21 protein-coding genes and 1 pseudogene are annotated in these 25,547 nt (G+C 66.6%); 9 read left to right on the forward strand and 13 right to left on the reverse strand.

Annotated features, from left to right (window positions below; all coding sequences use genetic code 11):
* Nucleotides 1–7 precede the first annotated feature (7 nt).
* The 3 genes from ACFWUP_RS19620 to ACFWUP_RS19630 are packed head-to-tail and all read left to right on the forward strand — an operon-like array spanning nt 8 to nt 5,477.
* Complete coding sequence (locus ACFWUP_RS19620; protein ID WP_379236190.1) at nt 8–3,211, forward strand: type I polyketide synthase; 3,204 nt, start codon at nt 8–10, stop codon at nt 3,209–3,211.
* On the forward strand, nt 3,208–4,185 hold the full coding sequence (locus ACFWUP_RS19625) for an AfsA-related hotdog domain-containing protein (RefSeq protein ID WP_379236192.1): 978 nt from the start codon (nt 3,208–3,210) through the stop codon (nt 4,183–4,185). The genes ACFWUP_RS19620 and ACFWUP_RS19625 overlap by 4 nt, the downstream gene beginning before the upstream one ends.
* The gene (locus tag ACFWUP_RS19630; RefSeq protein WP_379236194.1) at nt 4,182–5,477 is read left to right on the forward strand and encodes an FAD-dependent oxidoreductase; all 1,296 of its coding nucleotides are present in this window, start codon (nt 4,182–4,184) and stop codon (nt 5,475–5,477) included. The genes ACFWUP_RS19625 and ACFWUP_RS19630 overlap by 4 nt, the downstream gene beginning before the upstream one ends.
* A gap of 11 nt (nt 5,478–5,488) precedes the next feature.
* Here ACFWUP_RS19630 and ACFWUP_RS19635 read toward each other — a convergent pair whose 3' ends face one another.
* The 3 genes from ACFWUP_RS19635 to ACFWUP_RS19645 form a co-directional block, all read right to left on the reverse strand.
* Nucleotides 5,489–6,739 (reverse strand): PucR family transcriptional regulator, encoded by a 1,251-nt coding sequence (locus tag ACFWUP_RS19635; RefSeq protein WP_379236196.1) that lies wholly within the window; start codon nt 6,737–6,739, stop codon nt 5,489–5,491.
* Between the two features lie 152 nt (nt 6,740–6,891).
* Nucleotides 6,892–8,142: a YhgE/Pip domain-containing protein gene (locus ACFWUP_RS19640; RefSeq protein WP_379236198.1), complete on the reverse strand. Its 1,251-nt coding sequence runs from the start codon at nt 8,140–8,142 to the stop codon at nt 6,892–6,894.
* Between the two features lie 93 nt (nt 8,143–8,235).
* Nucleotides 8,236–8,514: a hypothetical protein gene (locus tag ACFWUP_RS19645; protein ID WP_379236200.1), complete on the reverse strand. Its 279-nt coding sequence runs from the start codon at nt 8,512–8,514 to the stop codon at nt 8,236–8,238.
* Nucleotides 8,515–8,668: 154 nt separating this feature from the next.
* Here ACFWUP_RS19645 and ACFWUP_RS19650 point away from each other — a divergent pair, with 154 nt between their 5' ends.
* Nucleotides 8,669–9,580, forward strand: coding sequence for a hypothetical protein (locus ACFWUP_RS19650; protein ID WP_379236202.1), 912 nt, complete (start codon nt 8,669–8,671; stop codon nt 9,578–9,580).
* Nucleotide 9,581: 1 nt separating this feature from the next.
* Here ACFWUP_RS19650 and ACFWUP_RS19655 read toward each other — a convergent pair whose 3' ends face one another.
* From ACFWUP_RS19655 to ACFWUP_RS19670, 4 genes are all read right to left on the reverse strand, one after another.
* A complete protein-coding gene (locus tag ACFWUP_RS19655) occupies nt 9,582–11,249 on the reverse strand; it encodes a DUF885 domain-containing protein (protein ID WP_379236204.1) in 1,668 nt (555 codons plus the stop codon).
* Between the two features lie 117 nt (nt 11,250–11,366).
* Nucleotides 11,367–12,104, reverse strand: coding sequence for a hypothetical protein (locus ACFWUP_RS19660; RefSeq protein WP_379236206.1), 738 nt, complete (start codon nt 12,102–12,104; stop codon nt 11,367–11,369).
* A gap of 48 nt (nt 12,105–12,152) precedes the next feature.
* Nucleotides 12,153–13,142 carry a protein phosphatase 2C domain-containing protein gene (locus ACFWUP_RS19665; RefSeq protein WP_379236208.1) on the reverse strand — a complete coding sequence of 330 codons (990 nt, stop codon included), beginning with the start codon at nt 13,140–13,142 and terminating at the stop codon, nt 12,153–12,155.
* Nucleotides 13,143–13,393: 251 nt separating this feature from the next.
* A complete protein-coding gene (locus tag ACFWUP_RS19670; RefSeq protein ID WP_379236210.1) occupies nt 13,394–17,368 on the reverse strand; it encodes a WD40 repeat domain-containing protein in 3,975 nt (1,324 codons plus the stop codon).
* A gap of 294 nt (nt 17,369–17,662) precedes the next feature.
* On the opposite strand from ACFWUP_RS19670, the gene ACFWUP_RS19675 reads away from it, so the two are divergent.
* Together ACFWUP_RS19675 and ACFWUP_RS19680 are read left to right on the forward strand one after the other, a co-directional pair.
* A complete protein-coding gene (locus ACFWUP_RS19675) occupies nt 17,663–18,043 on the forward strand; it encodes a DUF4189 domain-containing protein (RefSeq protein ID WP_379236211.1) in 381 nt (126 codons plus the stop codon).
* On the forward strand, nt 18,040–18,276 hold the full coding sequence (locus tag ACFWUP_RS19680; protein WP_379236213.1) for a hypothetical protein: 237 nt from the start codon (nt 18,040–18,042) through the stop codon (nt 18,274–18,276). The genes ACFWUP_RS19675 and ACFWUP_RS19680 overlap by 4 nt, the downstream gene beginning before the upstream one ends.
* A 140-nt stretch (nt 18,277–18,416) precedes the next feature.
* Here ACFWUP_RS19680 and ACFWUP_RS19685 read toward each other — a convergent pair.
* The 4 genes and pseudogenes from ACFWUP_RS19685 to fdxA form a co-directional block, all read right to left on the reverse strand.
* Nucleotides 18,417–18,593, reverse strand: a pseudogene (locus ACFWUP_RS19685) (DNA alkylation repair protein); the annotation flags it as partial.
* A complete protein-coding gene (locus ACFWUP_RS19690) occupies nt 18,593–19,207 on the reverse strand; it encodes a class I SAM-dependent methyltransferase (RefSeq protein WP_379236215.1) in 615 nt (204 codons plus the stop codon). The gene ACFWUP_RS19690 and the pseudogene ACFWUP_RS19685, both read right to left, overlap by 1 nt.
* Nucleotides 19,208–19,370: 163 nt before the next feature.
* Entirely contained in the window at nt 19,371–19,925 is a 555-nt protein-coding gene (locus ACFWUP_RS19695) for a hypothetical protein (protein WP_379236217.1), read from the reverse strand.
* Between the two features lie 182 nt (nt 19,926–20,107).
* Complete coding sequence (gene fdxA / locus ACFWUP_RS19700) at nt 20,108–20,443, reverse strand: ferredoxin (RefSeq protein WP_379236219.1); 336 nt, start codon at nt 20,441–20,443, stop codon at nt 20,108–20,110.
* 194 nt (nt 20,444–20,637) lie between these two features.
* Between fdxA and ACFWUP_RS19705 the strand changes: the two genes are divergently transcribed.
* Nucleotides 20,638–21,447, forward strand: a complete 810-nt coding sequence (locus tag ACFWUP_RS19705) for an SDR family oxidoreductase (RefSeq protein ID WP_379236221.1) — start codon at nt 20,638–20,640, stop codon at nt 21,445–21,447.
* A gap of 319 nt (nt 21,448–21,766) precedes the next feature.
* Nucleotides 21,767–22,576 (forward strand): DUF4129 domain-containing protein, encoded by an 810-nt coding sequence (locus tag ACFWUP_RS19710; protein WP_379236223.1) that lies wholly within the window; start codon nt 21,767–21,769, stop codon nt 22,574–22,576.
* Here the strand turns inward: ACFWUP_RS19710 and ACFWUP_RS19715 are convergent, their stop codons facing one another.
* Complete coding sequence (locus ACFWUP_RS19715; RefSeq protein ID WP_379236225.1) at nt 22,577–23,227, reverse strand: TetR/AcrR family transcriptional regulator; 651 nt, start codon at nt 23,225–23,227, stop codon at nt 22,577–22,579.
* A 150-nt stretch (nt 23,228–23,377) separates the two neighbouring features.
* Here ACFWUP_RS19715 and ACFWUP_RS19720 point away from each other — a divergent pair, with 150 nt between their 5' ends.
* Nucleotides 23,378–24,766, forward strand: coding sequence for an ABC1 kinase family protein (locus tag ACFWUP_RS19720; RefSeq protein WP_379236227.1), 1,389 nt, complete (start codon nt 23,378–23,380; stop codon nt 24,764–24,766).
* Here ACFWUP_RS19720 and ACFWUP_RS19725 read toward each other — a convergent pair.
* The gene (locus ACFWUP_RS19725) at nt 24,750–25,427 is read right to left on the reverse strand and encodes a cutinase family protein (RefSeq protein WP_379236229.1); all 678 of its coding nucleotides are present in this window, start codon (nt 25,425–25,427) and stop codon (nt 24,750–24,752) included. The two genes, ACFWUP_RS19720 and ACFWUP_RS19725, sit on opposite strands and share 17 nt — an antisense overlap.
* Between the last annotated feature and the right edge of the window lie 120 nt (nt 25,428–25,547).

A 25,547-nucleotide genomic window follows, 5' to 3' on the forward strand; every position in this document is an offset into this window, starting at 1 on the left:
GAGTCGAATGGCCACTGAAGCGGAATTACGCGCCTACCTCAAACGTGCCACCCGGCAGCTGCAGGAGACCAGACAGCAGCTCGGTGCCGAGCAGGCCCGCGCCCGGGAACCGATCGCGATCGTCGGCATGTCGTGCCGGTTCCCCGGCGGGATCACCTCACCGGAACACCTGTGGGCGGCGCTGCTCGAGGGGCGCGACCTGATCACTGAGTTCCCGGCCGATCGCGGCTGGGACGTCGACGGGTTCTACGACCCCGACCCGGATAAATTCGCCAAATCCTATGTGCGCGAAGGCGGTTTCCTCGACGGCGCCGGTGAGTTCGACGCCGGGTTCTTCGGGATCAGTCCCCGCGAAGCCGAGGCGATGGACCCGCAGCAGCGCCTGCTGCTCGAGCTCGCCTGGGAATCGATCGAACAGGCCCGCGTCGACCCGACGACCTTGCGCGGCAGCGACACCGGTGTGTTCGTGGGGTTCAGTGATCAGGGTTACGGCTTCGGCGCCACGCAGGCCTGGGACGGTGCGGAGACCTACTACTTCACCGGCAACCACGCCTCGATGGCGGCGGGCCGGGTGGCGTATCTGCTCGGGCTCGAGGGGCCGGCGGTCACCGTCGACACCGCCTGCTCGTCATCGCTGGTGGCCGTGCACCAGGCGATGCAGTCGCTGCGGCTGCGCGAATGCGGGATGGCCCTCGCCGGGGGTGTCACGGTGATGTCGACGCCGATGCCGTTCGCGCTGTTCTCGCGTCAGCGTGCGCTGGCGCCGAACGGGCGGTGCAAGTCCTACGCCGCGGGCGCGGACGGCACCGCCTGGGGTGAGGGGATCGGATTCGTTCTGCTGGAACGGCTTTCGGATGCCCAGCGCAACGGGCACCGGGTGCTCGCGGTGTTGCGCGGTTCCGCGGTCAACAGTGACGGTGCGTCCAACGGGCTCACCGCGCCACGCGGTCCGGCCCAGCAGCGGGTGATCGGTTCCGCCCTGGCCAATGCCGGTCTGCGGCCGTCCGACGTCGACGTGGTGGAGGGCCACGGCACCGGCACCGTGCTGGGCGATCCGGTGGAAGCGCAGGCCCTGCTCGCCACCTACGGGCAGCGTGAGGGTGCGCCGGCCTTGCTGCTCGGCTCGGTGAAATCGAATATGGGGCATACCCAGTCGGCCGCGGGCATCGCCGGGCTGATCAAGATGGTGCAGTCGATTCGCCACGAAATGGTCCCGCCCACCCTGCACGTCGACGCGCCGACCTCACACGCCGACTGGTCGGGCGACCGCATCCAGCTCGCCCTGCGGCCACAGCCGTGGCCGACGACCGGGCACGAGCGCCGAGCCGGGGTGTCCTCCTTCGGCATCAGCGGCACCAACGCCCACCTGATCGTCGAACAGGCACCGGAACCGGGCGCGCCCCTTTCGTGTTCAGCTTACGATCAGCCGACTTCCGAGCCCGCGAGAGCGTCGATGCCAGTGCCAGAGGAGGCGCAACAGACTCTGCGTGGGCAGAAGCCGGCGCACCCACCCGTCCCGTGGCTGTTGTCGGCGCGCAACGCGGCGGCATTGTGTGACCAGGCCGCGCGGTTGCGCGAGTCGGTCACGAAGTCCGAGCACGACCTCGCCGATATCGCCCACTCCTTGGCGACCACGCGCACACGTTTCGACCATCGCGCCGTGGTGGTGGCGAACACGCGCACCGAGTTCCTGGACGGGCTCGGTGCCGTCGCCGAGGAGACCACCGCCGCCTCGGTCGTCCTGTCCCGCCGTGGCGCCGGTGGCAAGCTGGCGATGATGTTCCCCGGTCAGGGCGGACAACTCGCGGGCATCGGCAGTGGCCTGTACGACACGTACCCGGTGTTCGCCGAGGCTGTCGACAAGATCTGCGCCGGTTTCGACGCTCACCTCGAGCACCCGCTGCGCGCGGTGATGTTCGAGGGCGAGGAGTTGCTCGCGCGCACCGACTACACCCAACCCGCCGTGTTCGCACTGCAGGTCGCCCTGTTCTGCCTGCTCGAATCCTGGGGAACAACACCGGATTTCGTGGTCGGCCACTCGATCGGCGAACTCTCCGCCGCGCACGTGGCGGGCGTGCTGTCCCTCGAAGACGCCATCGCCGTGGTGGCGGCGCGCGGTCGGCTGATGCAGCGGATGTCCGAGGGGGCGATGGTCTCGGTGCGAGCCTCGTTCGCCGACGTCACCGCCTCGATCGCCGGGCGCGAGGCCGAGGTGTCGGTCGCCGCGGCCAACGGCCCGAACGCCACCGTGATCGCAGGCGACATCGCCGCCGTCGGCGAACTCGCACGGTATTGGCGCGAACGCGGTCGCCGCGTCACGCGACTCGGCGTGGACCGTGGCTTCCACTCCCCGCACGTGGACGCGATCACCGACGAGTTCCGCGCGGTCGTCGCGGCCGTGCGCCTCGAGGAACCACGCATCCGGATGATCTCCACGGTGACCAGCACGGAATCCGAACCAGCACAGCTGACTTCGATCGAGTACTGGGTGCGCCAGGCCCGCGAGCCGGTGCTTTTCCACGACAGCGTGCTGCGGTTGCACGACGCAGGCGTGGTCACCTATCTCGAACTCGGCGCGGGCGACACCCTCTCCGGCCTGGTCTACGAGGTGCTCGCCGACACCGGCAGCACCGCGATCCCGGTCCTGCGCCCCGGCGCCGACGAAGCGACCTCGGCCGTGAAAGCCGTTGCGGGAGCGTGGGTTGCCGGTGCCAAGGTCGACTGGTCGGCGCTGTGCTCCGACGAGACGACCAGGCCGGTGGACCTGCCCACCTATCCGTTCCAGCACCGCCGCTACTGGGTCCACACCGACAGCGCCGTGCTGGAGAGCATGATCGGCGCGGCCGGTGCCGAACTGGCCGGTGACCGATCCGTCGGCCAACGGCACGGGCCGGTCCAGGAGTCGCGTCCGGACTTTCGGTCGGTCCCGCAGGATCAGCGCGCCGATGTCGCGGTGGGTCTCGTCGTGGCGCAGATCCGGGAGATTCTCATCGACCTGTCCGAAGACGAGATCGACCTGGACGCAACGGTTCTCGAGATCGGCCTGACCTCGCTGTCCGCGCTGGAACTCCGCAGCAGAATCAATGTCGCCGCGGGAACCCATCTCTCGCTGGAAGACCTGTTCACCCACCCGACGCCACGGGCGCTCGGCGCCGTACTCGCCACCCGGATCTGGAGCGAGGCGTCTGTGCACGAGGCGGTGCTCGCATGACCGGCAACCTGTCAGAGGTTCACGGCACCCTCGGCTTCGAACAACTGGTCCCCGCCGCACTGGCGCATCGGCGCGGCCTCGCCGAGGTCTACGTCGCCGATACCGCGGTCGTCGGCAGCTCGGAATTCCTTGTCGCTGTGCAGATTCCGCGGGCACACTCGCTGTGGTTCGATCGGCTGGTCGCCTATCACGACCCGTTCTCAGCGCTGGAAGCTGTGCGCCAGGCCTTGCTGGTGGTCGGGCAACGGCACCTCGGTGTGCCCGCCGACGCACCGGCGAGCCTGCAGCGAATGTCGTTCGCGGTGGAGGACCTGAGCGCGTTCCGTGACGGCGAACGGGAACCTCTCGAGGGGATCGTGCGCCTGCGGCCGGGCGCGGGGGGCACCGGGCGCGGCTACTACCACGATGTTTGCTTCGACGCCACGTTCACCGTGCACGGCGCAGTCGCGATGACAGTGCGCGGTAGCGGAATCACGTTCCCCCGCGAGGCCTACGACGAGTTCCGTGAACTCCAACAGGGCAAACGCGCCCCGGCCGCCGCACGGCCCGCACGGCGACTCCCTCCCGAACTGGTCGGGCGGCGTGATCCCCGCAATGTCGTGCTCGCCCGCAACACCGCTCAGGAGTTGGTCGTGGTCGTCGACCGGGCGCACCCGAGCTTCTTCGACCACCAGTACGACCACGTGCCCGGCCCACTGTTGCTCGAAGTCTTCCGGCAGGCTGCGGTCGTGGCCGCGACCGCCGCGGGGCTACTGGAAACCCCGGTCGCCGCGGTGATCGACGTCGAGGCGCAGTTCACCGGCTTCGCCGAATTCGACGCCGAGATCACTTGCACCACGGCTGCCGTCGGCGACATCGAACTCGACGAGATCACCGTCGAAGTTGCCCTGCACCAATACGGCAACCGCATCGCCCTCGCACACGTCGAGCTGGCGCACTATCCCGGGACGCGCGAAGGAAACGAGAACACATGAGCACAGCATCGTCAGGCGCGCGGTTCGCCGTGGTCGGCGGCGGACTGTCCGGCATCGGCGCCGCCTACGCCCTGCACCGGGCCGGATACACCGTCGAACTGCTGGAGCAGGACTCGGTGCTCGGCGGCCGCTGCGGGTTCGACACCCTCGGCGGTAGGCCGGTCATGATGGGCGGCAAGAACATCGGGCGCCACTACGAGCAGTTACGCGAGTTCATCGCCGCCTCGGGACACCGGGCCTACGAGGAATTCGGGATCAACAGTTCGCAGATCATCAACGACGAACTGGTGACACTCGACAACCCGGGCATCGCCGGATTCACTCGCCACCTGCTGCGCATGGGTTCGCCGGTCGACGCGGCGCGCATGCTGTATTACGGTGCGCGCGTGCGGTTCGACGAACGCAACCGCTACTTGGATTCGGGCAACTTCGGTGGTGCGGGCAAGGACAACGTGCCCCTCGCCGCGCACTTCGGCGCCGATTTCGGCCGTAGTGTCCTGCGGCCGTTGACAGTTCGACTGAACGCGGCCGAACCCGACGAGGTCTATCTCGGCGCGTTCGGCGTGAGCTTGGGTATGGTGCAGGATCGGTACGACCAGCTCGTCGACGGCATGCAGCCGGTGCTGGACTGGTTCGCCGGGCAGGTTCCGGTTCGGCTGAACACCCGCGTCGACCGCCTCGTGGTGCGAGATGGTCGGGTCGCTGGGCTCGACACATCGGAATACGGCGGCGCCACAACATTTTCCGGATACGACGGCGTGGTCGTCGCGATCCCGGCGTACGCGGCCGCGACGCTGCTGGAACCGGCGGTCCCCGCGCTGAGCAAGGTATTGAGCGAAGTGGCCTACTACCCGTCCACGGTGGCGGTGGTGCAGTACGAGAAGCCGTTCTTCGGCAGCACTGTTCGGTCGATCGCGTTCGATTCCGGCCCGTGCAGCGCCGCCGGCGTCTACGGCGTCAACGATCTCGATATCGTCCGCTACACCTTCAGCGGGCGCGAAGCCCGCACCACACCGGACGCACAGCAGTTGGCGCGGTGGATCGACGAGGCCGAAGCGAAGGTGCGCGGCCATCTCGGCGGACCGGCGGTGGCGCGGGTGCGGACCGAGACACGCGGCTGGGCCGCGGCGCACTGCGCCTACCTCCCCGATCACACCGGGTTCCGCACGGTCGTTCGCGAACAGACCGAAACCGTTGCGGGACTGCAGCTTGCGGGCGACTACCTGCTCGGCGCGCAACTGGAAGCCTGCTACCGATCCGGTGTCGCCGCCGCGCGCGCACTGATCGCCTGACATGAGGGAAGCTAGGCGGCGCCCATGGTGTGCACCAGATCATCGGCCAGTAGGGCGATGCGGGCTCGCAGAATGCCCTCCGCGGTGGTGAGATCGAGATCGGTCAGCCCGCTCACCCGCCGCAGCCGGTAGTCGATGGTGTTGGGGTGCACATGCAGTCGGCGGCCGGTGGCTTTGCGATTCAAGCCGGTCGCCATGTAGGTCCGCAGCGTATCGAGGAGTTCGGGGTGGTCGGCGAGCGGCGCGATCACGTCGGCGAGATGTCTGCGGGCCGGGCCGGGCCTGGTCAGCTGGTATTCGATCGCGACGTCCGAGAGTTCGTACAGCCCCGGCGGTTTCGCGATGCCACGCACCAGATCGAGCAGTTCGTGTGCCTCCTCGGTGGCCGTCGGGATCTGCTCGGTAGGAGAGGGCACGAGGGTCGCGGTGAGCCCGACACCCGAGGTCGCGCTGATCGTGGCGAGGACCTCGGCGTTCATCTGCGGCACATCGGGTTCGTCGCTGGGAATCAGCAGGGTTCCGCCGTTGGTGCTCAGCAGGGCGAGCGAGCGCGAGGCGAACGCGTCGGCCAGTGCCGCCTGCACCCGTCGCAGTTTGCGGCGCGCGACCACCTGGGCGTCGACCCGGGGATCGAGTTCCTCGGGGAGTTCCGGAATCATCAGTGCCACCACCTGATACGACTCGGCCACCCTGATCCCGGTCTGCCGGTGCAGCGCACCGATACCGTGCCCGCTCAGCAACGCCGACACCATGGTCTGCGCGCCGGTCTGATGTTCCTTGGCGACCTGGCGCTGCTCGTCGAGATAAGCGCTGGTCACGGTCGCGTTGATCACCTCGAGTGTGCGCAGCAGCAGCCGGGTGCCCGCGACGACCTCGGCCAGATCGGCCGCCGTCACCTGGCCGATCACGAGTTCGAAGCCGATCCGGAAACCCTCGGCGTACGCGCGCAGCAGCGTCCCGACGGGCACCCCCTCGCGCGCGTGCTGGGCCGACGCCGCACGCAGCGCCACCAACTGCTGTTCGGACGGCGTGGTCCGTTTGTCGAGCATCTCCATCGCCAGCGCCAGGCAGCGGCGGGTGAACTCGGTGACATCGCCGCGCATCGCCTCACTCGGCAGGGCCTGGCACGGCATGACGTTCTCGGCGAAATAGGTGACGAGCTGCGAAACCAGGTCGTCGGCATTGCCAAGGAAACTCGACACGGCCCTGCCGTCCGCGGTGGCGATCGGAGGCGAAGGCCGATCGATGGCTGAAGAATTCATCGAGTTCACTCCGTTGTGGCTGTCAGTGATCGCAACTGTGTGAATCGCAACATAGCCACACCGGTGTCGTCAGTGTTGGTCCCAGCGCGATCGCCTGGTGGGATCACGATGTGCCGAAAGCAGGCTTGTGTGGACTCACAGGTCCACGGGTGTCATCGGTTCGCCGGCCGACTGCGGGTCAATCCGACGCGGTCGTAGATCGACGTGCTCACTGCGCCGAGGGCGAGACCGATCGCCAGCCCGAGCAACGTCATCCAGAAGCCCCTGGCGAGCCCGGAGCCAAGGTCGGCGTCGAAGTACAGGATCGCGCGGACTGCGGTGTACACCTGATGGAGCGGTTCGAACGAGGCCAGGACACCGAAGTAGCGCGGCGTCGCCTCGATCGGAATCGAACCCGCCGAGGACGGCAGTCCGAGGATGACGAACACGATCAGATTGACGAGCAGACCGGCCGATCCGAGCGCGGCGAGCACCGACAGCCCGGTGACGCCGACGGCGATCATGGCGAACGCGCTGTACAGGAACAGCGGAAGTGGCTGTGTGACAGGTATTTCCAGCACATGCGCGACGGCCAACAGCACTGCCGCGACACAGTGCGCGGCCACGATGAGCACCCCCCATTTGAGCAACAGGGTGCGGAAACGGGAGATCCGGGCGGTCCGCACATGCGGTGACCAAGGTCCGTACTCGGTCGGCACGAACCCGAGGGCGCCGTCGACCATGGTGTGGACGATCATCGCGCCGACCGTGCCCGCGAGCAGCAGGACCAGGGCGTAGAAGAACGCACCGAGCCCGGCACCGCTGCCGTCGGGCAGCGGATGGAATTCGGTGACGATCACCTCGACCGGGCTGCGCAAGGTCACCGCCGCCGCGCCGGGCAGCGCGTGGTCGGGCCCGAGTGCGGTGGTCACGGTGGTGAGAAGTTGCTCGCCGATCCGCGTGTTCACCTCGGTCAACGCGCGCTCGCTGAAGCGGGTGACGATCGCCGAGGCGAACGCGCCGGTGCGGGGATTGGTCCGCACGGTGATCGTCGGCCGCTCCATCTCGCCGGGCAGCACGCTGCCCATGCCGAGATTGCCCAGCCGTTTGGTGAAGTCACCGGAAATGATGATCGCGCCGTAGAGTTCGCCGCTGCGCAGCTGCCGTTCGGCCTCGGCGATCCCGAGCACCCGCAGGTCGATCTTGTCCGCGGGCACGCCCTCGCGCAGTGCCGCGGTGATCTCGCCACCGACATCGCGCCACTGCGGTGGCGAGCCGAGCGTATCGCCCACATCCTGGTCGACCAGCGCGATCGGGAAGTCGTGCAGATTCTTCTCCGGGTCTGCGACATAGCCGAGATACATCGTGGCCATCAACGCGCTGAGCAAGGTCAAGACCATCGTCGGGAACAGCCAGATACGCACTCCGCGCACGCTAACAGCGGCGAACGACTAGCGGCGATGCGTTGGAAACTGTCCAATTCCGATGGGCCCGGACTGGCATTGTTCCGAACGAACTCACACCATTGGTGGCAGTTCCGTTTCCGGTGTCACGTTCATGAACGCGGAAATCACGTGGTCGCTGAGGTAGAGCCGCAATTCGGTGCGCCAGTGGACCGGAATATCGGTCGGGACCATGTCGAGCGCGTCCTCGACCTCGTCCCAAATCAGGGGAAAGGGAATTCCGTTGCGCGAGCAGGATTCGACGGCGACCTTCAGTTGTCGGGTCAGGCAATCCATTTGTACAGCCGATGTAACAGTGAATCCCGTATCGAGAAGCACGCCGAGCTCGTCCATTGTTTTCCCCTTACCAGTTTCGCACCCCTGCAGTGCGCTCAACGTAGGTGACCGAGGTACGGTGCGGGAAATCGTGCGGGGGTTACTGGGCGTTCGGATACCTTTGGGCTGCCGGGTTGTGAGAAGCACCGATTGACCGGGGTAAGTTCGACCGATGACCTCCACCGCCCTGTACTGCGGCACGCGCTGGGACGAGCAGGGTCGATGGTGCTACGAGCTGCTCGGCGACGACGGGACCACCGAACTGCTGCCCGGGATCGGTACCCGACTGGCTTTCCGGATTACCGATTCCGGGCGATTCTGCCTCGGCTACAACGGGTTCGGTGGGGGTCGCCGCGGACGGCAGGTCTGCCCGCGGCGCGCACGACTCGATTCCGGGCGTCAATGCGAGCAGTGCCGGATCACCGAGGGCTGGTCGGTGGTGCACAGCCATCGCGGTCCGCTCACGGCGCTGCCAGAACAGGTCCGCGACTACATGTCGCAGCCGCACCACCTCTACATCGCCTACTTCGGCGATGGTCTGACGAAGGTCGGTACGGCGTCGGCGTCGCGGCGCCATCGCCGGCTCTTCGAACAGGGTGCGCTGGTTGCCCGGTTCATCACCGATTCGCCGGACGGACTGCATGTTCGAGAGCTCGAACGGGCGGTGACCGAGCGCGCCGGGATCGGGCAGGCGGTCGCCGGTGTGACGAAGACCCGCGTCCTGACCAAGCCGCTGCGCCCGTGGGCGATGCTGGAATCGGCCGTCGCCGACGCGGCCGAGCACGCCGCGGGTGCCCTGCCCACCGATGTCACCCGCACTGACATCGCCTGGTCGGGCGGGCGGGATTTCTACGCCACGATCCTCGCGCACGGCCGGTTCCCGGTCGCCACCGAAATCGCCGGGGAGCCAGGCGAATACGTCCTCGACGCGGTGACCGCGCACGGTCACACGATCGCCTGCCGGGACACTGCGGGTGCGAGTGAACTCGTGTTGGTCAACGACACCCGCCTCGTCGGTCGTCGGATCGAACTCGACCCGACGATCACCGCCGTCCCGGAGCCCGCGCAGACGAGTCTGTTCTGACTCAGTCCATGGTGGCGAGTTGCGCCCGCAGTGTGTCCAGGCCCATGCCGCCCAATCGCAAAGCGCGGGTGTGGAATTGCTTCATGTCGAAGGTGGCACCTGAGCGTTCGCGGGCCTCCTCGCGGGCCGCGAGCCACAGCCGTTCACCGAGTTTGTACGCGGGTGCCTGTCCCGGCCACCCCAGATACCGGTCGATCTCGTCGCGGGCCGTGACCGGGTCGGTGACCGTTCGCGTCAGCAGGAATTCGAGGCCGAGATCGGGCGTCCAGCGTTCGCCCTCGTGGAAGCCGGTGCCGGCGGGGATCTCCCATTCCAGGTGCATTCCGATGTCGACGATCACGCGCGCGGCGCGGAACAGCTGTTGGGAGAGCATGCCGAACAGGTCGCCGTCGTCGTCGAGATAGCCGAGCTCCTGCATGAGACGTTCGGCGTAGAGCGCCCAGCCCTCGCCGTGCCCGGAGGTGAACGACATCATCCGCTGGTACTGGTTCAGCGAATCCGCCTCGCGCACCGCGGTCGCGACCTGCAGATGATGGCCCGGTACACCCTCGTGGTAGACGGTGCTGACCTCGCGCCAGGTGGCGAAGTCCTCCTTATCCGGCTCGACCGACCAGCACATGCGGGCGGGACGGCTGAAATCCGCGCTGGGTCCGACGTAATACGCCCCGACCACCCCGCCGGGAGGCGCGATGGTGCACTCCAGGTTCATCAGTTCGTCGGGAATCTCGAAGTGCTTGTCCCGCAAGGTTGCCAATGCCTCGTCGGACACCTTCTGCAGCCAGGCCTGGAGCCCGTGCTGCCCGTGCACGCGGTATTTCGGGTCGGCGTCGAGCACCTCGGCCGTTTCGGTGAGTGTGGCGCCCGGTGCGATGCGTGCGGCGACGGCCCGCATCTCGGCCTCGATTCGGGCGAACTCCGCCCAGCCCCATTCGTAGCCTTCCCGCAGGTCGAGGTCGGCGCCGGTGAAGAAGCGCGACCAGAGGCGGTAGGTCCGTTCGCCGACGGCGTCCTTGGCGGGGGCTCTCGGCACGAGTTCGGCGCGGAGGAATTCGGCGAGTTCGGCGTAGGCCTGCTGGGCGGCGTTGGCGGCATCGCGGAGTTCGGCCAGCGGTGCACCGTCGATGTCGTCCGCGGCGGCGACGAAGGTGGTGAAGAAGCCGGTCTTCGCGCCGGTTCCCGCCCAGGTGTCGGCTTGCTCGGCGACTTTGACGACCTGGCGCAGTGCGCTGCCCTGCCCGCGTTCGGCGGCGAGCAGCAGTGACTCGCGCACCCCGGCCAGCGCCGTCGGCACTCCCGCGAGCCGCTCGGCGATCACCGACCAGTCCGCTGCGGTCTCGGCGGCCATCACGTCGAAGACGGCGCGAATGCTCTGCACCGGGCTCTCGATCACGTTCAGTGCGGCGAGGGGGAGACCGGCGTCGTGGATCTCCACCTCGAGACCGATCCGTTCGGTGAACACCGCTTTCGCGACCCGTTCGCTGTCGGTGGCGTCCGCGGCGAGTATGTCGCGCAACGCGTTTCGAACGATCTCGGCCCGCTGTGCGTGTCCGGCGGGCGAATAGTCGGTCAGGCGGTTCTCGTGCCCCGCGATGCCGAACAGGGTCGCCGTCACCGGGTCGGCGGCCGCGTAGTCCTCGACGAACCGGTCACAGATCTCATCAACACCCATGTAGTCACGCTAACGGTCATCGGGTATCCGTGGGTGGCCTCGCTCTGGCGGCGCACCATTTCGGCGGTCCAGGTCGGCCGCCGTCCTGCTCACCCCGCCGGAGCAGGACGGCGGCTTTCACGGCAGTCGGAAGCCTGCCCCAGGACCACCGGAGCGGTCCAGGTCGGTGAGGATCTCGGTGATCGAAGTGCCGGCGGCAGTGACCCACAAGGCGCCGACGATGGTAGTGCCCGTCAGGACCGGCGATCCGGATTCGCCAGGGGCATCTGGAAGGGCGGCAATGAAGTACGGGCCGTTGTGGGCAAGGATCTGACCGCAGCTGGTGCCGCTCGGGTCGGTGTGTCGACATACCGGTGAGCCGGGGGAGGGTGGCGGGCCGAAGCCGGTCACCGTCACGTCGCCGATGCGAGCAGTCGGGGTCACGTCAGCGCGGTCGAAAACGATGACGGCGTAGTCGAGGCCCGCGCCCTGCGGTCCGGGGACGACCGGATTGCCGGGGCCGATCACCGCTACGCGACCGATCGCGCCGCGGTCGACATCGATATGTCCATAGGTGCCCGGCTTTTCGAGATAGACCGCGTCGCCGTGATACTGGTTGCCGACATTGTCGTAGAAGCAGTGGGCGTTGGTGAGGCCGACCAAGTCCCCACGCGCGTCATAGCCGATCGTAGTGAGCGTGCACAGGTAGGAAGACCGGGCAACCGACAGCGGGACACCGTGTGTGGTGATGATGCGGGTGCCGCCGCCGATCACCGCCGAGGCCGGTCCGGGAGGTGCGGCGGTCGCGGGCACCGCCGACGCGACGATCGACCCGGCGATCGCGGCGCCGGCGATGATCAAGGAGCGGATTCTCATGGGTGACTCTCATCGGAAGTACGGGAAAATGGCGGACCGCGTCGGACCTCATCGACCGAAGAGGCGAAACCGGCCGCGTCGGCGTCGACGCTCACTTTGCTCCGGGTAGATGGGGAGATCGGCGAGTTCGGCAAGAGGTTCGCTGCGGTGGGCAGTGACTGCCCCGTCCCATACGACGATGGCGGTGCGGTCGTCGAGGGAACCCTGACGTCGGTAGCGCAGGGTATCGACCATCAGGTGGGCGCCGCATGGGGCAGACCAGCGTTCGGCCAGCCAGGCACGGATACGCGGCGAGTTGGTGATGTCGTCTGCCAGTCCGTCGGTCGCAACGATCAGAACGTCGCCGCGCACCGCGGCGACCGTCGCCACCTCGATGACCGAAGCTGCGTCGGGGTGTGGCAACGTCGTGGTGACGGTATTCAGCCAGCGCGGACCGCGGTCGGGGAAAATCGAGCGAAAAGTCGTTTCGCGCAACAGAAACGACTCGCAGTCGCCGACGCGAGCGCACAGCACCGGACCGCCGAGCGGATCCAGGGGAAGCCGCGCGACCAGCAACGTCGTCGCCAGGTCGGGTGGATGCCAACCGGGCAGCTGCGTCGCGGCGCAGGCCAGTAGTCGCTCGTTGGCCTCGGCGACGGCGGCGATCAGGTGTCGGGGTCCGTCTGTGAACGCGGTGGCCTGGCCGATCGCTGCGACGCTGTGCGCGGCGAATCGGGCCAGCAATTCCGCGCCGAGTTGGGCGCTGTGCGGGCGCGAACCGAGCCCGTCGCAGACAACCAGGACGAGCGCCGACCGGTCATCGGAGACACTGAAGCTGTAGGCGTCCTGACCTGAGGTACCGCTGGCTTGGTGTGCTCGACCGACCAGACTGGCCGCGGCAACCCGCCGACCGGCCACGATGCCCGCGTCCGCCCTGATCGACGGTAGTGCGGTCGACACCGCGGACAGAAGTGGCTCTGGGACATCTATGGGCTCGCCGACAACCGGCGCCGAGTTCGCCAACTCGCCTGTCACCACTGTCGTTCCCAAGTCGCTCACGACGCTCTCCCGACCCGCTGCAAGGTCAGGCCGAAGTCGGCGGGAACAATCGACCAAAGGTGGTCGAAGCCAGGCGGGCGTTGGACTATCGCGTACTGCGTAGGTTCGAGCATCGGCTGGCCTCTTCGTTGCAGACTGATCGGTCGGGTCGCCGGTACCTCGACCGGCTGATCTCACCATAGGAAGCCGAGCCGATAGCGATGCCTGAATCAGCTTGTTGCAGAGGTGTTTACGCAGCTCCGAGGGTCGCGCTAGTTTTCCTGACCGGAACTCTGACAGAACGGACGCGGGGGTACTCCGGGCAGCAACGCCCTCCACGTCGTGTCGGTGAGCACGCCGCGGCCGACTCGGCAGACTCGTTCGACCGCGGCGTCGGGATCGAGATTCCAGCGGCGCATCTCACCGTTGCCGAGCCCGAGCAATTCGTCGCCGCGTGGAGTGAACAGCACCCCCCACGGCGTCGGGCCGGGCGGGGTGATCGACTGGCCGAAGCGACGAGGTTTGCTCGGGTCGGTGAAGTCCCATAGTTGTACTGCTGAGTCGGCGGCGCCCGTGACGATCCATTTGCCGTCTTTGCTGATGTCGATGTTGATCAGATTCAAGCCCGCCGTCGGCACCGGCTTGCCGATGGCACGCAGCGTGCCACTGTCGTTCTCCCATACCTGCAGGTGATCGGCGGTCAGGGTGACCAGGTAACGGTCGTCAGGGGTGAAGCGCATGCTCGAGAACGATGTATCGAGCTCCGTCGGTTCCATCGTGTGGATCACCTTCGGATCTGCCGGGTCGGCGAGATCCCACATCCGCAACAAGTACGGCTCATGTGGGTTGTCCGAGAGAGTCTTCGGTGTGTTGGTGACCATCCAGCGGCCGGTCTGGCTCATCGCCATTCCGATGCCTCCGTTGTAGAAGGGACGGTCATCCGGTTCGGGCGCGACGGCCAACTGTTTGTCCGCCGACACCGGCACGTTGCTGTGCGGGTCGGTGATGTCCCAGATCTTGAATGTCCACTGCGGTCCGGGGACGGAGGTCGCGATCACCAGTCGACCTCGCAGAAAAGCTCCGATCGTCGCGTTCTCGATATCGGCTCGTCGTTGCGGAAGGGCCGGGTTCGAGATATCGAAGACGCGCACCGTTTTCCCGCCATCGGTCGGCAGCAGGGCGAGCTCGCCGTCCATACTGATAGACGAACTGAACACATACGGTGGCGTCGAACCTTGGCCGAGATCTACAAGCTCGCGGCCGAAACCAGGGTCAGCCAGGTCGAGCAATCGAACGGTTCCACCGGCGCCGGACACCAGTACCCGGTCGGTGTTACTTCCATCTGCGAACCATTCCCACTGCCGCCGGCCGCTGACGACAGACGGTGCCAGCGACCACCTCCGCAGCAGCCCCTGTGCCGCACCCGCGACCAGCGTGTGATCGTCGGTACCGAATGCCATCGACGTCGTCCGGTTGTTGCAGTTGGCTCCGTAGGGGCCGGTGCGTCGACACGCCGCGTTGCTGGCGAGCAGCGGTTGTCCGGTGAGCACGGGATTCTCGCGATCGGCGACGTTCCACGTCGTCACCTGGCCGAGGTCGGTGACCGCGAGAGTCGTACCGTCGGGCGCGAAGGCCAGCGCTATCGCCTCCGAGCGTTGCGCCGCAACGATCGGCTCGCCGATCTGGATGGGCTCAGCGGCCGCACTGGTGTCGAACAGGGTGACCGTTGCGTCGGTGGAACCATCGAGGTACTCGGTTTCCTCGCCCGAGCCGATTGCCAGCGTCGCACCATCCGGACTGAACGCGATCGATCGAGGGAACGACGCGGGCAGCCTGACCGGCTGGCGGGGCCGAGGTACGCCGGACGATTCCATCACCCACCAGCCGATCGTCTGGGCGGAGGCGATGATAAGCCAGTTTCGCCGGGGATGAAACGCCACGTGACGAATGTCTTTGCCCGCGTCCAGTATTTGCGAAGGGCCTGGCTGACCGTCGGCGCCGAGGGGCCAGCTCGTCACCGTCGCGCCGCCTGAGACCGCGACGACCGCGGCGCCGTCGGCGCTCAACGCCACTTGCTCGACCTTGTCGTCGGTGGTCAGGGTCGCGCGCAGCGTCGTTGTCCCGGGATCGCTGACGTCGAAGACCTGTACGCCTGCCTTCGACGCGGTGACCAATCGGGACCCAGCCCGATCCAGTGCGATCGAGTTGACCGGCGCGGGGATCTGCAACGGTGTTCGGACCGGCTTCAGCCCATCGGGGCGGCTCGAATCCCACCATCGCACTCGGCCGTCTCCTCCCGCCGAAACGACCACTCCGCGGCCCGCGCTGATCAGCTGCGTCACCGCAGCGTCGTGGCCTTCGGTGGGGGTGGCCAGTGGCAGATTCTGCCCAGCCAGGAGCCTGGCTTGGACATCCTGGTTGGCGGGATTCATTTCGTGAGCGACGACATCGAGCAACGCCGACATCGTCGGATCGCTGTTCCTGGTCGATTCCGATGCCGCGAGTACCGCAGCCAGTTCGGCATTGGCCCTGTTGCTTGCGTTCTGCCGGGTCTGGAACACCGCCGTGCCGACCAAGACCAGTACGGCGACCGCCAGGAGAGCAGCCGAGCTCAGCAGCATTCGGCGGAGCCGTTGAGCTCGGGCACGTGCCGCACGCGAATCGGCCAGGAACTCGAGCGCCGTCGACGAAGTAGCACCCGAGATATCGGTAGCGCTCGCCAGCCGGTTCCCCCGGTACAGCAATTCTGGATCACGCTCGGTCGAAACCCAATGCTGTGCATCGGTTTCCAGCTGCTGTCGATGTAGTAGCTCGACGCGATCCTCGGTGATCCAGTCACGCAGCTTCGACCAGGCGGTGAGGACCACCTCATGCGTGAGGAAGACCTGGTTCCGGTCGATGGTGATCAACCGCGCGGCCGACAACTTCTCGAGTACAGCCACCGTCGCATCGGGATCCGCGGCAGTTTCGAGTAGTGCTGATCGTTCGGCTCGGCGACGACTGACCTGGCCGTCCGGCCCGAGGTGCACGAGATCGAGAAGCAAGTCGCGCGCGATCACCGCACAGCCGGCCTCATCCAGCTCACGCCACGCCCGTTCGGCTGTCGCTTCGATCGCGCCGCCCACCCCACCAGCCTTTCGATAGCCGGCTGCGGTCAACAGGTTCTTCGCCTTGTGTTCCCAGGTCATGGCGAGAACGTGCGAGAGCAGCGGGAGTGCCCCCGGGTCATAGGTACGCCGGTCGTGGTGTCGAGCTGTCGAACACAGTTCGGTGATGGCGAGCTCTACGAGACCGGGTTCCAGTTTCAGCCCCGCCGACTTCGCAGGCTGTTCGATCGCTTCGCGCAACTCCGCCAGCCGCATCGGGTCGAGCACAGTGACCCTGCGCTTCAACGCGTCGCCGAGGATCGGGTATTCCAGGCATTGTGCGTAGAAGTCGGCGCGAATCGCCACCACGACGACCACCCGACGGGCACGGCGGGGCGTTGCCAACGCGGCGAGTGCATCGATGAACTCGATCCGTTGTCGTTCGTCCGCGCACGCGGTGAACAGTTCTTCGAACTGATCGACAATCAGCAGCCCGTGTCCGCCATCGGACCATGTATCGGGAGACTCGCCCAGTACCTCGGTCATGGCCGTTGACGGTTTTGCTCCGGGTGTCATGGTCGCGATCGTCCAGGTGGGTTCGGCACCGTCACACAGTGCGGGCACGACCCCGGCTGACAGCAATGATGACTTGCCGACGCCAGATGCGCCGATAACCACCACAAGCCCTGCGGCATCCACCGACTCGAGCGTCGAATTGATGTGGGTGACGAGCGCAGTCGTGTCGTCCTTTCGACCGAAGAAGCGAGCGGCGTCTTCGCGGCGATAGGCACGCAAGCCCGGATAGGGGCAGGTCGTGTCGACAGTCGGCTGTTTTCGGGCGGTCTCCCACAAGTCTTCCCAGGCGGCAAGGTCGACCAGGTGGTGCGCGGGACGAATGTTGTTCTTGGATGCATGCGCCTGCAAGGCCAACACGACGAACCGCATCTGCTCGAAGCTCTTGGGCAGGTTGATGCCGGACCGCCACGCGTGAATCTTCTGGTATGTCACGAGGTCTGGCGCGTTCTTGCCCAGGGCGAGTTTGGCCAGCGCGTTGGCCGCCGCCGCGATTCGTTCGAGTCCCGGATTCTTCGCAACGACAAACAACTCGCTCAGCCGCGCCGCGAATTCCGCACGCGGTGTTTGCGATTCCCCGGCCACCATGGCGCCCCCTGGCCTCACCTGCTCGTTCGAACCCGCTCATCCTAAAGGCCTTCAGTTCAATCCGCGCCCCTGGCTACCACTGAAAAGTGTTCCAGCGTAGTTGGTTTCGTTTCCGGACCGGAACTACGCGGACCTCGGGACGTTCCGTTCAGGAAATCTTCTTTCTGGTTCCGACCTGCGGTTATGGCAGACGTGTCACCGAATTCGTTACTCGGTCGGCCAGCGTTGAGGGGACTCGGACGGACGAACCAGGCCGACCGAGATCGATTCCGACTCACCCCCTGTGGAGCTGAAATGCGAACCTTGACAGCACTTCTCATGCCTGTAGTGGCGGCAGCCTCCCTGCTGCTTGCCCCCGCCGCGGCCAACGCCGACCCGTCCACCACGTGGGCGGCGATCTCGGTCGGAAACAACGGATACGCCTCTGCGATTGCGACGGGTCACCCGACGTGGCAGTCGGCGGCCAAGGCGGCCAACGCTGAGTGCGGATACCGCGACTGCGGCTGGAGCAGCTATTGGCCGAGCACCAAGTGCGGCGCTTCGGCCCGCTCGGCACGGGGGATTTGGTACTCCGCCTGGGGCGACAGCCTCGGCGAAGCCCGACAGATCGCCCGGCAGCGAGCGGGCAGCGGCGCAACGGACGGTCTCGCCGGGTGCGCCGACATCATCCGGTGACGGGCCAGATCATGGACGGCGGACTGCTGTGTTTGCTCTTCGTCGGCGCGGTCATCGTGCTGTTCATCCACCTTTCGAGGGAACGCCGCGATCGGCAGTATCGACGACACTGCGGTGAATGTCGCTACATTTCCGGCTGGCTGACCGAATCCGGCGCCGACGAGGACGCGGAAGCGCACTACCGCGCCAAACATCATGGTGTAGAAGTCGGCGGCGTCGTCGAAGTCCGCTGAGTCGTGAAGAAACCCACCGGGGCGGCAATACTCGGTGGGTTTCCTTGCGAGGGCCAGGATTGCGGTGCGCGGCTTTCACATAAGGTCGGTTCTGGCGGCGCGCCGACCGTATCCAGGGCACCGATGTGGCGAGACTTGTCCCAGAGTTGTTGGGCGAGAACGGGTTGCGTCTCGAGGCGTTTGGCCAGTGCGCGCAACTTCGTGAGGTTGACGCCGTGGTCGTCGCCGTGTTTCTCGTTCACCGAGCGCATCTTCGGATCGTCGAGTGCGGCCAGCTCGGCCATCACCTCGTCCACCGACATCTGCGAGTCGGCCATCACGCGTTCGAGTCGTGGGAGAACACCGCGACCAGGAAGTCGGAGTCGTCGGTGAACGGTCGCAGATCCCAGGTCGACAGCAGCAGATCGACTGTGAGACCGGCGGATTCGGCATCGGAGAGGAACTCGGCGAACTCGTAGCCGCGTTCCGCGCCGAATCCGATGACCACCCGGCCGCCCGGCGCCAGATGGGCGGCGAATCCTGCCAGCACAGTCCGGCGGGTGGAGGGTGCGAGGAAGGTCACCACATTGCCCGCGCACACTATGGCATCGAACTCGCCGGGCAGATCCAGCTCGGCGAGGTCACCGACCACCCACGTCGGCCCGGGATGATCCACCCGCGCCGCTTCGATGAGCACCGGATCGACATCGACCCCCACCACCGTGTGGCCGACATCGTGCAGATATCCGCCGATCCGCCCCGGCCCACACCCCGCGTCAAGCACCCGGCTCCCGCGCCCGAGCATCGCGTCGATCAACCGTGCCTCACCGACGATGTCCGTCCCGTCAGCGGCGAGCGCCCGGAATCGCTCCACATACCGACCCGAGTGCGTCGGATCCGCGGCGACGATCTCCTCCCACCCACTGGGTGTGCGCTCGCTCGACACGTCCATGATCGCTGCCTCCTCGGGTCCGTCCGCACTACCGACTCTGCCGACCTTAGGCCTGCGCGGTTCGGTGGGTGGGACCCGCCACGGAGTCCGCCGGTGGCAGCTCCGCTCGGAGTGGAGGCGCGACGTGGTGGCCGACCCGCCAGTCGGCCACCACGCAGACCTGCTACGGCGTCGAGTAGCCGATGAGGGCGCCGATGCCCGCACCGATCGGGACGGTTACCAGGGCGCCGACTCCGCCGAGGAAGAAGCCGAGTACTGCGCCGATGCCCGCACCGATGAGGGCGCCGATGCCCGCGTTGTGCATTTTGCGGGCCTCGGTGTCGGCGGCCGCATCGACGAATTCGGCCATGTTGGCGGTGACGACGGCCGGTGCGGCCGTGGGTGTCAGCGTTGCGGAACGGCCGTCGGCGGAGATGCCCGCCACCAGGTCGAAATCGCCTGCGCCGGTGATGATGCGGGTCGGCACGGCGGCCACCACCCGACCCTCGGCGTTGGTGAGGGTGATCGCGCCGCCGACGAGGCTGAACCTGCCGTCCGGGGCGGACACCGTGAGCCCCGAGCCGTCGACCAGCGGACTCGCGGTGAACGCGACGCCGTTGTCGACGCCTTGCACGATCGGAACCGCGGCCGCCGGTGCCGCCTGCGCGGTGTTGGTGGCCGCGAGACCGACCGCTCCCGCCGCGAGAACCGCGATCGCGCTGAATTTCGAGAAATGCATCCTGCCCCTCCAGTCTGCCCGCCTAGTCCGGCGGAACATCCTCTGCCGGACCGGATCTCGGTCCGAGGACATTTTCGCATCGCCAACGATTCCGTGGAACCCACCTGCGGTGATACCGGAAAAACATCACCACATCGACATATATGACGAATTACATTGCCATACCGTAGATCTCGATACGGTCACCGCTGATAGTCGCGAACGAAGGCCGTGTCGACCCCAAGAACGCCCACCCCGGTCGCTCCACCCGGCTGACCCAGCGCCACCGCGCGCCCCGGCAGCGGCTCGTGGAAGAACCGAGCGTTCTCGACCACGAATTCCTCCTGACCGGAAGGAATATCGTCCTGATAGTGAATCGCCTCGACCGGGCACACCGGTTCACATGCCCCACAGTCGATGCACTCATCCGGCTGGATGTAGGCCATCCGGTCGCCGACGAAAATGCAATCAATAGGGCACTCCTCGACGCAGGCCCGATCCAGGACATCGACACAGTCGGCACCGATCACGAACGTCACGCTGAGCTCCTTCGATCTGCTCCCCGCGGCACGGGGGTCATCTGATCCTGGTGCCGGGTCGGATCGACCGGTAGGGGGCCATCGAGTACCAATCCATAAGCGGCCCTTATGAGTAGTGCGAAATTGCCATGTGCGTCGGTGGGATTTTGTGGGCAGGATCGAGTGGTTCGGTGAACCGAGACGGAGGGAAACTGATGGCGATTCTGGTGACCGGGGCTACGGGGAATATCGGGCGGATGGTGGTGGATCAGCTGCTTGCGTGTGGGGCGAGCGATGTTCGTGCGTTGACCATTGATCCGGAGAGGGCGGCGTTGCCTGCGGAGGTCGAGGTGGTCGAGGGGCATCTCGGGCGGGTGGGGAGTGCGGCGTTCGCCGGGGTTGATCGGATGTATCTGGCGCCTTCGCCGGGGAATGTGGCGGAGGTGCTCGAGGTAGCGCGGGCGGCGGGGGTGCGCCATGTTGTCGATCTGTCGGGTGAGCCCGAAAGCTGGTGGGGGAGTGTGTGTGACGCGGTGGAGGGTAGTGGGCTCGAGTGGACCCATCTGTGGCCTGCGGACTTCATGGAGAACACGCTGAGTTGGTCGCGCCAGATCCGCGAAACCGGTGTCATCCGGGAACCGCACGCCGACACCGCGACCGCGCCCATCGCCATGAAAGACATCGCCGCCGTGGCCGCGACCGCGCTGTTGAACGACGGTCATGTCGGCCGGGCTCACTCGCTGGCCGGGCCCGAAATACTCACCCGCGCAGAGCTTGTCGCCCACATTGCCGACGCGCTCGACCGCGACATCACCTTCCGGACCTCCACGCGCGAGGAGACCATCACCGCCCTGCAGCCCTCCATGGGTGACAACACCACCTGGTACGTCGACAACGTTCTCATCGACTTCGCCCCACCGCCACAGTCTCTGCCCATCACCAGCGTCGAAGACATCACCGGCCACCCGGCCACCACCTTCGACGACTGGGCGCGTGCGAACGCGGCTCGCTTTCTCACAGACTGACCGACCGGACTCCGAAATCTTCCTTACCTCGCGGTACGAAATGTTGTCAGGTACAAGAATTTCGAACCCGTAACGGGAGTTCGACCAAATATCCAGTGGTCGGTTCCTGTTGTGCACCCGAAATGCCACTATGTGGGCATTTCGGGTGGCTTCCAGGGGTTCGGCGGTAATTGCTGTGGGAAAAATATTGATACCGATAGGGCGTCTGTTCGCGGCGGTCGCATTGATTGTGGCGGCGATTATCGCGCTGCAGGGACGTTTACCTGGGACACCTGCTCCCATTGAAAGCGGCGGTCCTTCACCGATCGCTGTCGCCTTGATGCCGGTATTACTGCTGGTTTCGGTGGTGATCTTGCTGGCTGGTGTCATTGTCAGCCAGCACCGGCTGCCCTTGGCGATGCCGGAGAGCGCGCCCGGACGCAGAATCAGCTTCTCGTTCAAGCGATTCGCCGTGCTGGCTCCGGTGGCGCTCAGCGCGGTCGCGCTGACCTTCGCGGTCGGCATCACCCTGCTGTTCGTGTTGCCCGGCGCCCGGCGTCAGCCGTCGTCGGTGAAACCGGCGATCGAGGCGGGGGAGACTCCGGTGCGGGAGGCGGTCGACGTGCAGGTGGTCGACTCGGCGGTCGACTCGTCGCGGCTGAGCGGGACGGCGCTGCTCGCGGCGGTGGGTCTGGCGATCGTGCTGATCGGCGTCGCGCTGGCGGGTCTCGTCGGCGCCGCCGTCGCCGGGCGCCGGGCGCCACTGGGGGAACTGGCGGAACTGACCGAGGAGGAGGTGTCGAAAACCGTCGACTCGCTGACCAGGGCGGCCGAGATGGGTTTGGCCGCGATGAACGCGCCGGGGCAGGACCCGCGCACCGCGGTGATCGCCTGCTATGTGGCGATGGAGGCGGGGCTGGCCGCGGATCGTGCTGCGGCGCCGCTGGTTTCGGATACGCCGAAGGAAGTGCTGCAGCGCGCGTTCGACAGTGGGGTGCTGCACGACGACGGCGCACACGAACTGGTCGCACTGTTCGAGGAAGCCAGATTCAGTCCGCACGACATGCTGGGTTGGCAGCGCATCCGCGCCGAACAACTGCTGCGCCTGGTACTGGCCGACCTCCAGTCCCGCGACGAGGTAGCGGTGTAGCTATTGCTGGCGCTGCATCTCCCCGTGCAGCCAGGTGCCGATCATTCGTGCGGTCATGGCGATGGCGGCGGCGCGGTCACCGGTCGCCACATCATCGGCCGAGGCGCGCAACACCGCGGCGAAACCGGTGTTGACCAGCACCCAGGAAATCATGTCGTGTTCACGGGCATCACCCGGCCCGAGGAACTGGATCACGATGAGCTTCACCAGCATTCGCAGTCGCGGTTCGAATTCGGGCAGCCCGCTGCTGTAGAACTGCACACTGCCGATCAGCGCGCGCACCAGATCCGACTTGGCGATCAGCACCTCGGCGAAGACATCGAGGATCTCGGCCGAGATGGCGACATAGTCGTCACTGGTCTGCGGTGACTGCCCGACCGGCAGGCTGAACACGCGCTGGGTGAACTCCTGCTCCACGTGGGCGATGAGCCGCTCGAGCAGCTCCTCGACGAGGAACGATCGCTCCGGAAAGTACCGGTACAGCGTGCCGATGCTGATGTGCGCGTGCGCCGCAATGGCATTGGTCGAGGTGTTGTCGACTCCCCGCTGGCCGAACAACTCGGCGGCGGTGTCGAGGATGTGTTCTCTGGTCGCGATAGCCCGCTCTTGCTTCGGGCGGACCCGCCGGTCGACGGGTTTGGGTGGTGGCATCAGCGTCCCTTTCGGCGAAATGGGGTCCTACCCGGTTGTGGTCGGCCACAGTGGCAATGGTGAGTTCTCCTAGATCAGCGCCCGGCGGGCTGTAGCGATCGCCTCCGCTGTCGAGAATTCGAACATCGACCGCTCGCGCAGGAGGCCCGCATGGCAGACCGGCAGATACCGACGGGTCGGCTCGCTCGCGGCGCCATGCTGGGGCGATTGGCGGCCGGGCAGGCGGCGCGCGGGGCGGGGACCAGGCTGGCGATGCTCGGGCGCACCGAGCAGGCGCGGCGCGTGCTGGCGCAGCGATCCACGCTGCAGGCCGCGCAACAGATCGTCACCGTGCTGGGCGGGATGAAAGGCGCGGCGATGAAGTTGGGGCAGATGGCATCGGTGCTCGACCTCGACATGATCCCGGCGGACTATCGCGAGATGTTCCGCACGAAGCTGGCCGCGCTGCTCGACAGTGCCCCCGAGGTGCCGTTCGCGGACATGATGGCGGTGCTGGAGCACGATCTCGGCCGGGCCGGTCGGGTGTTCGCCGATATCGATCCGGTCCCCGTCGCGGCGGCGTCGATCGGGCAGGTCTATCGCGCGCGCCTGCGGGACGGCCGGTTCGTGGCGGTCAAGGTGAAGTACCCCGGAGTCGACCTCGCCGTCCACGCGGATATGCGCAATCTGCAGTTCTTCAGCCTGCTGTGGAAATCGTTTCTGCCCTCGGCGGGCGACCAAGACGTGCTCACCGAAATCGCCCGCAATATCGTCGCGGAACTGGACTATCGGCAAGAAGCGCGCAACCAGCACCGGGTGGCTTCCCGCTATCGCGGGCATCCGTTCATCACCGTGCCCGACAGCATCGGCGAATTCTGCACCGACAATGTGCTGGTCACCGAATTCTTCGACGGCAGACCGTTTCAGGACGCCCGCACACTGCCCGCGGCGCAGCGAAATCACGTCGGTGAGTTGGTGTACCGGTTCTACATCACCGCCATGTTCGCCGACGGCGAGTACTGCGCCGACCCGCATCCGGGCAATGTGCTGGTAGCCGATGACGGCCGCGTCGGGTTCGTCGATTTCGGCCTGTACAACACGATCGAACGCGAGCACCTCGAGCTGGAACGGCAGGTGCTGTGCGCGGCCGAGCAGAACCGGGCCGACGAGGTGTACCGGTTGTGGGCGGCGCGCGGGATCGTCGAACCCGATTCGGGTGTCCTGGCGCAGGATTGCCTGGAGTACGTGTGGTCGGCTGCCGGCTGGCACCTGCACGACGAGCCGATCACCGTGACCCCCGAACTCGCCACCAGTGCCGTGGTGCTCGCCGCCGATCCGCGCTCGTCGGAACACCGCAGTGTGCGCAACCTGCTGCTGCCCCCGGAGCACGTGTTCTCCAGGCGCGCGGACCTTTTCACGCTGACCGCCCTCGGCCGGATCGAGGCGACGCAGAACTGGCATCAGCTGGCAAGGGAATGGCTGCACCACGAAGCCCCGACCACCGACATCGGTCGCGCGATCGAGGCGTGGCGGCGTGCCGGAGTCAGATCCGAGCGGTGACGAAATCGGCGGCGGCGTCGGCATGGCGGGCGTAGCGCGTGTGGACGTTCCAATCGGTGCCGTCGGGGTCGCACACGGGGTCGTTGTCGTTGCACACATCGTAGGTGCGCTCGGCGTAGGTGCCGGTGACCTCCTTGCCGATGCCGCGAATCGGGTTGCCGAACAACAGGATCGCGGCGATGCGGGACTCGAGCCGGTCGGGCAGGGTCGCCACGATCGGACCACCCACCTTCGCGCCCACGCTGCTGATGCCGATCGAGTTGTCCACCACGTTCGCGCCCTGTGAGTACCCGACCAGCACGAAACGCTGGTTCGGGCAGGACGCGGCCTGTTTCGTCACGTGGTCGACCAGGTCCTGATTGCCCTTCTGCACCGAGGCGGGCTGATTCAGGCTGGCCGGGTAGTCGACCCGGTAGGCGTCGACGGTGCCTGCCAGCGCGTCGTTGATCGCGGCGTACACCGGATTGCCGACCACCGTGCCGAGATGGAACTTGCTCCAAATCCCGCCCGGCTCGTTGGTGCCGCGCGCCGAAACCACGTGCACGTCGGCGCAGTTCGGTGCCGCGGTCGCCGTACCGGTGGTGAGTACCGCCACCGCGCTGGTCGCGACACCGGCGGCGGCGACGAGAGCCGAGACCCGGTGAGGTCGATGAATTGTCATGGGCGAAGGGTAGATATCGCGCACCGGTTTTCGATGCTCGGTGGTTCGGTATTGAGTCGGCTCATCAGGGTTGCGCGCGGACGTGTGTTTCGCGCACAACAGATGGCGGAGTGCGAGTCG

The organism is Nocardia sp. NPDC058658 (assembly GCF_042716665.1).
In the GTDB taxonomy this organism is placed as follows: domain Bacteria; phylum Actinomycetota; class Actinomycetes; order Mycobacteriales; family Mycobacteriaceae; genus Nocardia.

Excerpts from the sequence above, each read along its gene's own strand:
- ACFWUP_RS19620 (WP_379236190.1), top strand. The coding sequence starts at position 8 with ATGGCCACTGAAGCGGAATTACGCGCCTACCTCAAACGTGCCACCCGG.
- ACFWUP_RS19625 (WP_379236192.1), top strand. The coding sequence starts at position 3,208 with ATGACCGGCAACCTGTCAGAGGTTCACGGCACCCTCGGCTTCGAACAA.
- ACFWUP_RS19630 (WP_379236194.1), top strand. The coding sequence starts at position 4,182 with ATGAGCACAGCATCGTCAGGCGCGCGGTTCGCCGTGGTCGGCGGCGGA.
- ACFWUP_RS19635 (WP_379236196.1), bottom strand. The coding sequence starts at position 6,739 with ATGAATTCTTCAGCCATCGATCGGCCTTCGCCTCCGATCGCCACCGCG.
- ACFWUP_RS19645 (WP_379236200.1), bottom strand. The coding sequence starts at position 8,514 with ATGGACGAGCTCGGCGTGCTTCTCGATACGGGATTCACTGTTACATCG.
- ACFWUP_RS19650 (WP_379236202.1), top strand. The coding sequence starts at position 8,669 with ATGACCTCCACCGCCCTGTACTGCGGCACGCGCTGGGACGAGCAGGGT.
- ACFWUP_RS19655 (WP_379236204.1), bottom strand. The coding sequence starts at position 11,249 with ATGGGTGTTGATGAGATCTGTGACCGGTTCGTCGAGGACTACGCGGCC.
- ACFWUP_RS19660 (WP_379236206.1), bottom strand. The coding sequence starts at position 12,104 with ATGAGAATCCGCTCCTTGATCATCGCCGGCGCCGCGATCGCCGGGTCG.
- ACFWUP_RS19670 (WP_379236210.1), bottom strand. The coding sequence starts at position 17,368 with ATGGTGGCCGGGGAATCGCAAACACCGCGTGCGGAATTCGCGGCGCGG.
- ACFWUP_RS19675 (WP_379236211.1), top strand. The coding sequence starts at position 17,663 with ATGCGAACCTTGACAGCACTTCTCATGCCTGTAGTGGCGGCAGCCTCC.
- ACFWUP_RS19690 (WP_379236215.1), bottom strand. The coding sequence starts at position 19,207 with ATGGACGTGTCGAGCGAGCGCACACCCAGTGGGTGGGAGGAGATCGTC.
- ACFWUP_RS19695 (WP_379236217.1), bottom strand. The coding sequence starts at position 19,925 with ATGCATTTCTCGAAATTCAGCGCGATCGCGGTTCTCGCGGCGGGAGCG.
- ACFWUP_RS19705 (WP_379236221.1), top strand. The coding sequence starts at position 20,638 with ATGGCGATTCTGGTGACCGGGGCTACGGGGAATATCGGGCGGATGGTG.
- ACFWUP_RS19710 (WP_379236223.1), top strand. The coding sequence starts at position 21,767 with ATGCCGGTATTACTGCTGGTTTCGGTGGTGATCTTGCTGGCTGGTGTC.
- ACFWUP_RS19715 (WP_379236225.1), bottom strand. The coding sequence starts at position 23,227 with ATGCCACCACCCAAACCCGTCGACCGGCGGGTCCGCCCGAAGCAAGAG.
- ACFWUP_RS19720 (WP_379236227.1), top strand. The coding sequence starts at position 23,378 with ATGGCAGACCGGCAGATACCGACGGGTCGGCTCGCTCGCGGCGCCATG.
- ACFWUP_RS19725 (WP_379236229.1), bottom strand. The coding sequence starts at position 25,427 with ATGACAATTCATCGACCTCACCGGGTCTCGGCTCTCGTCGCCGCCGCC.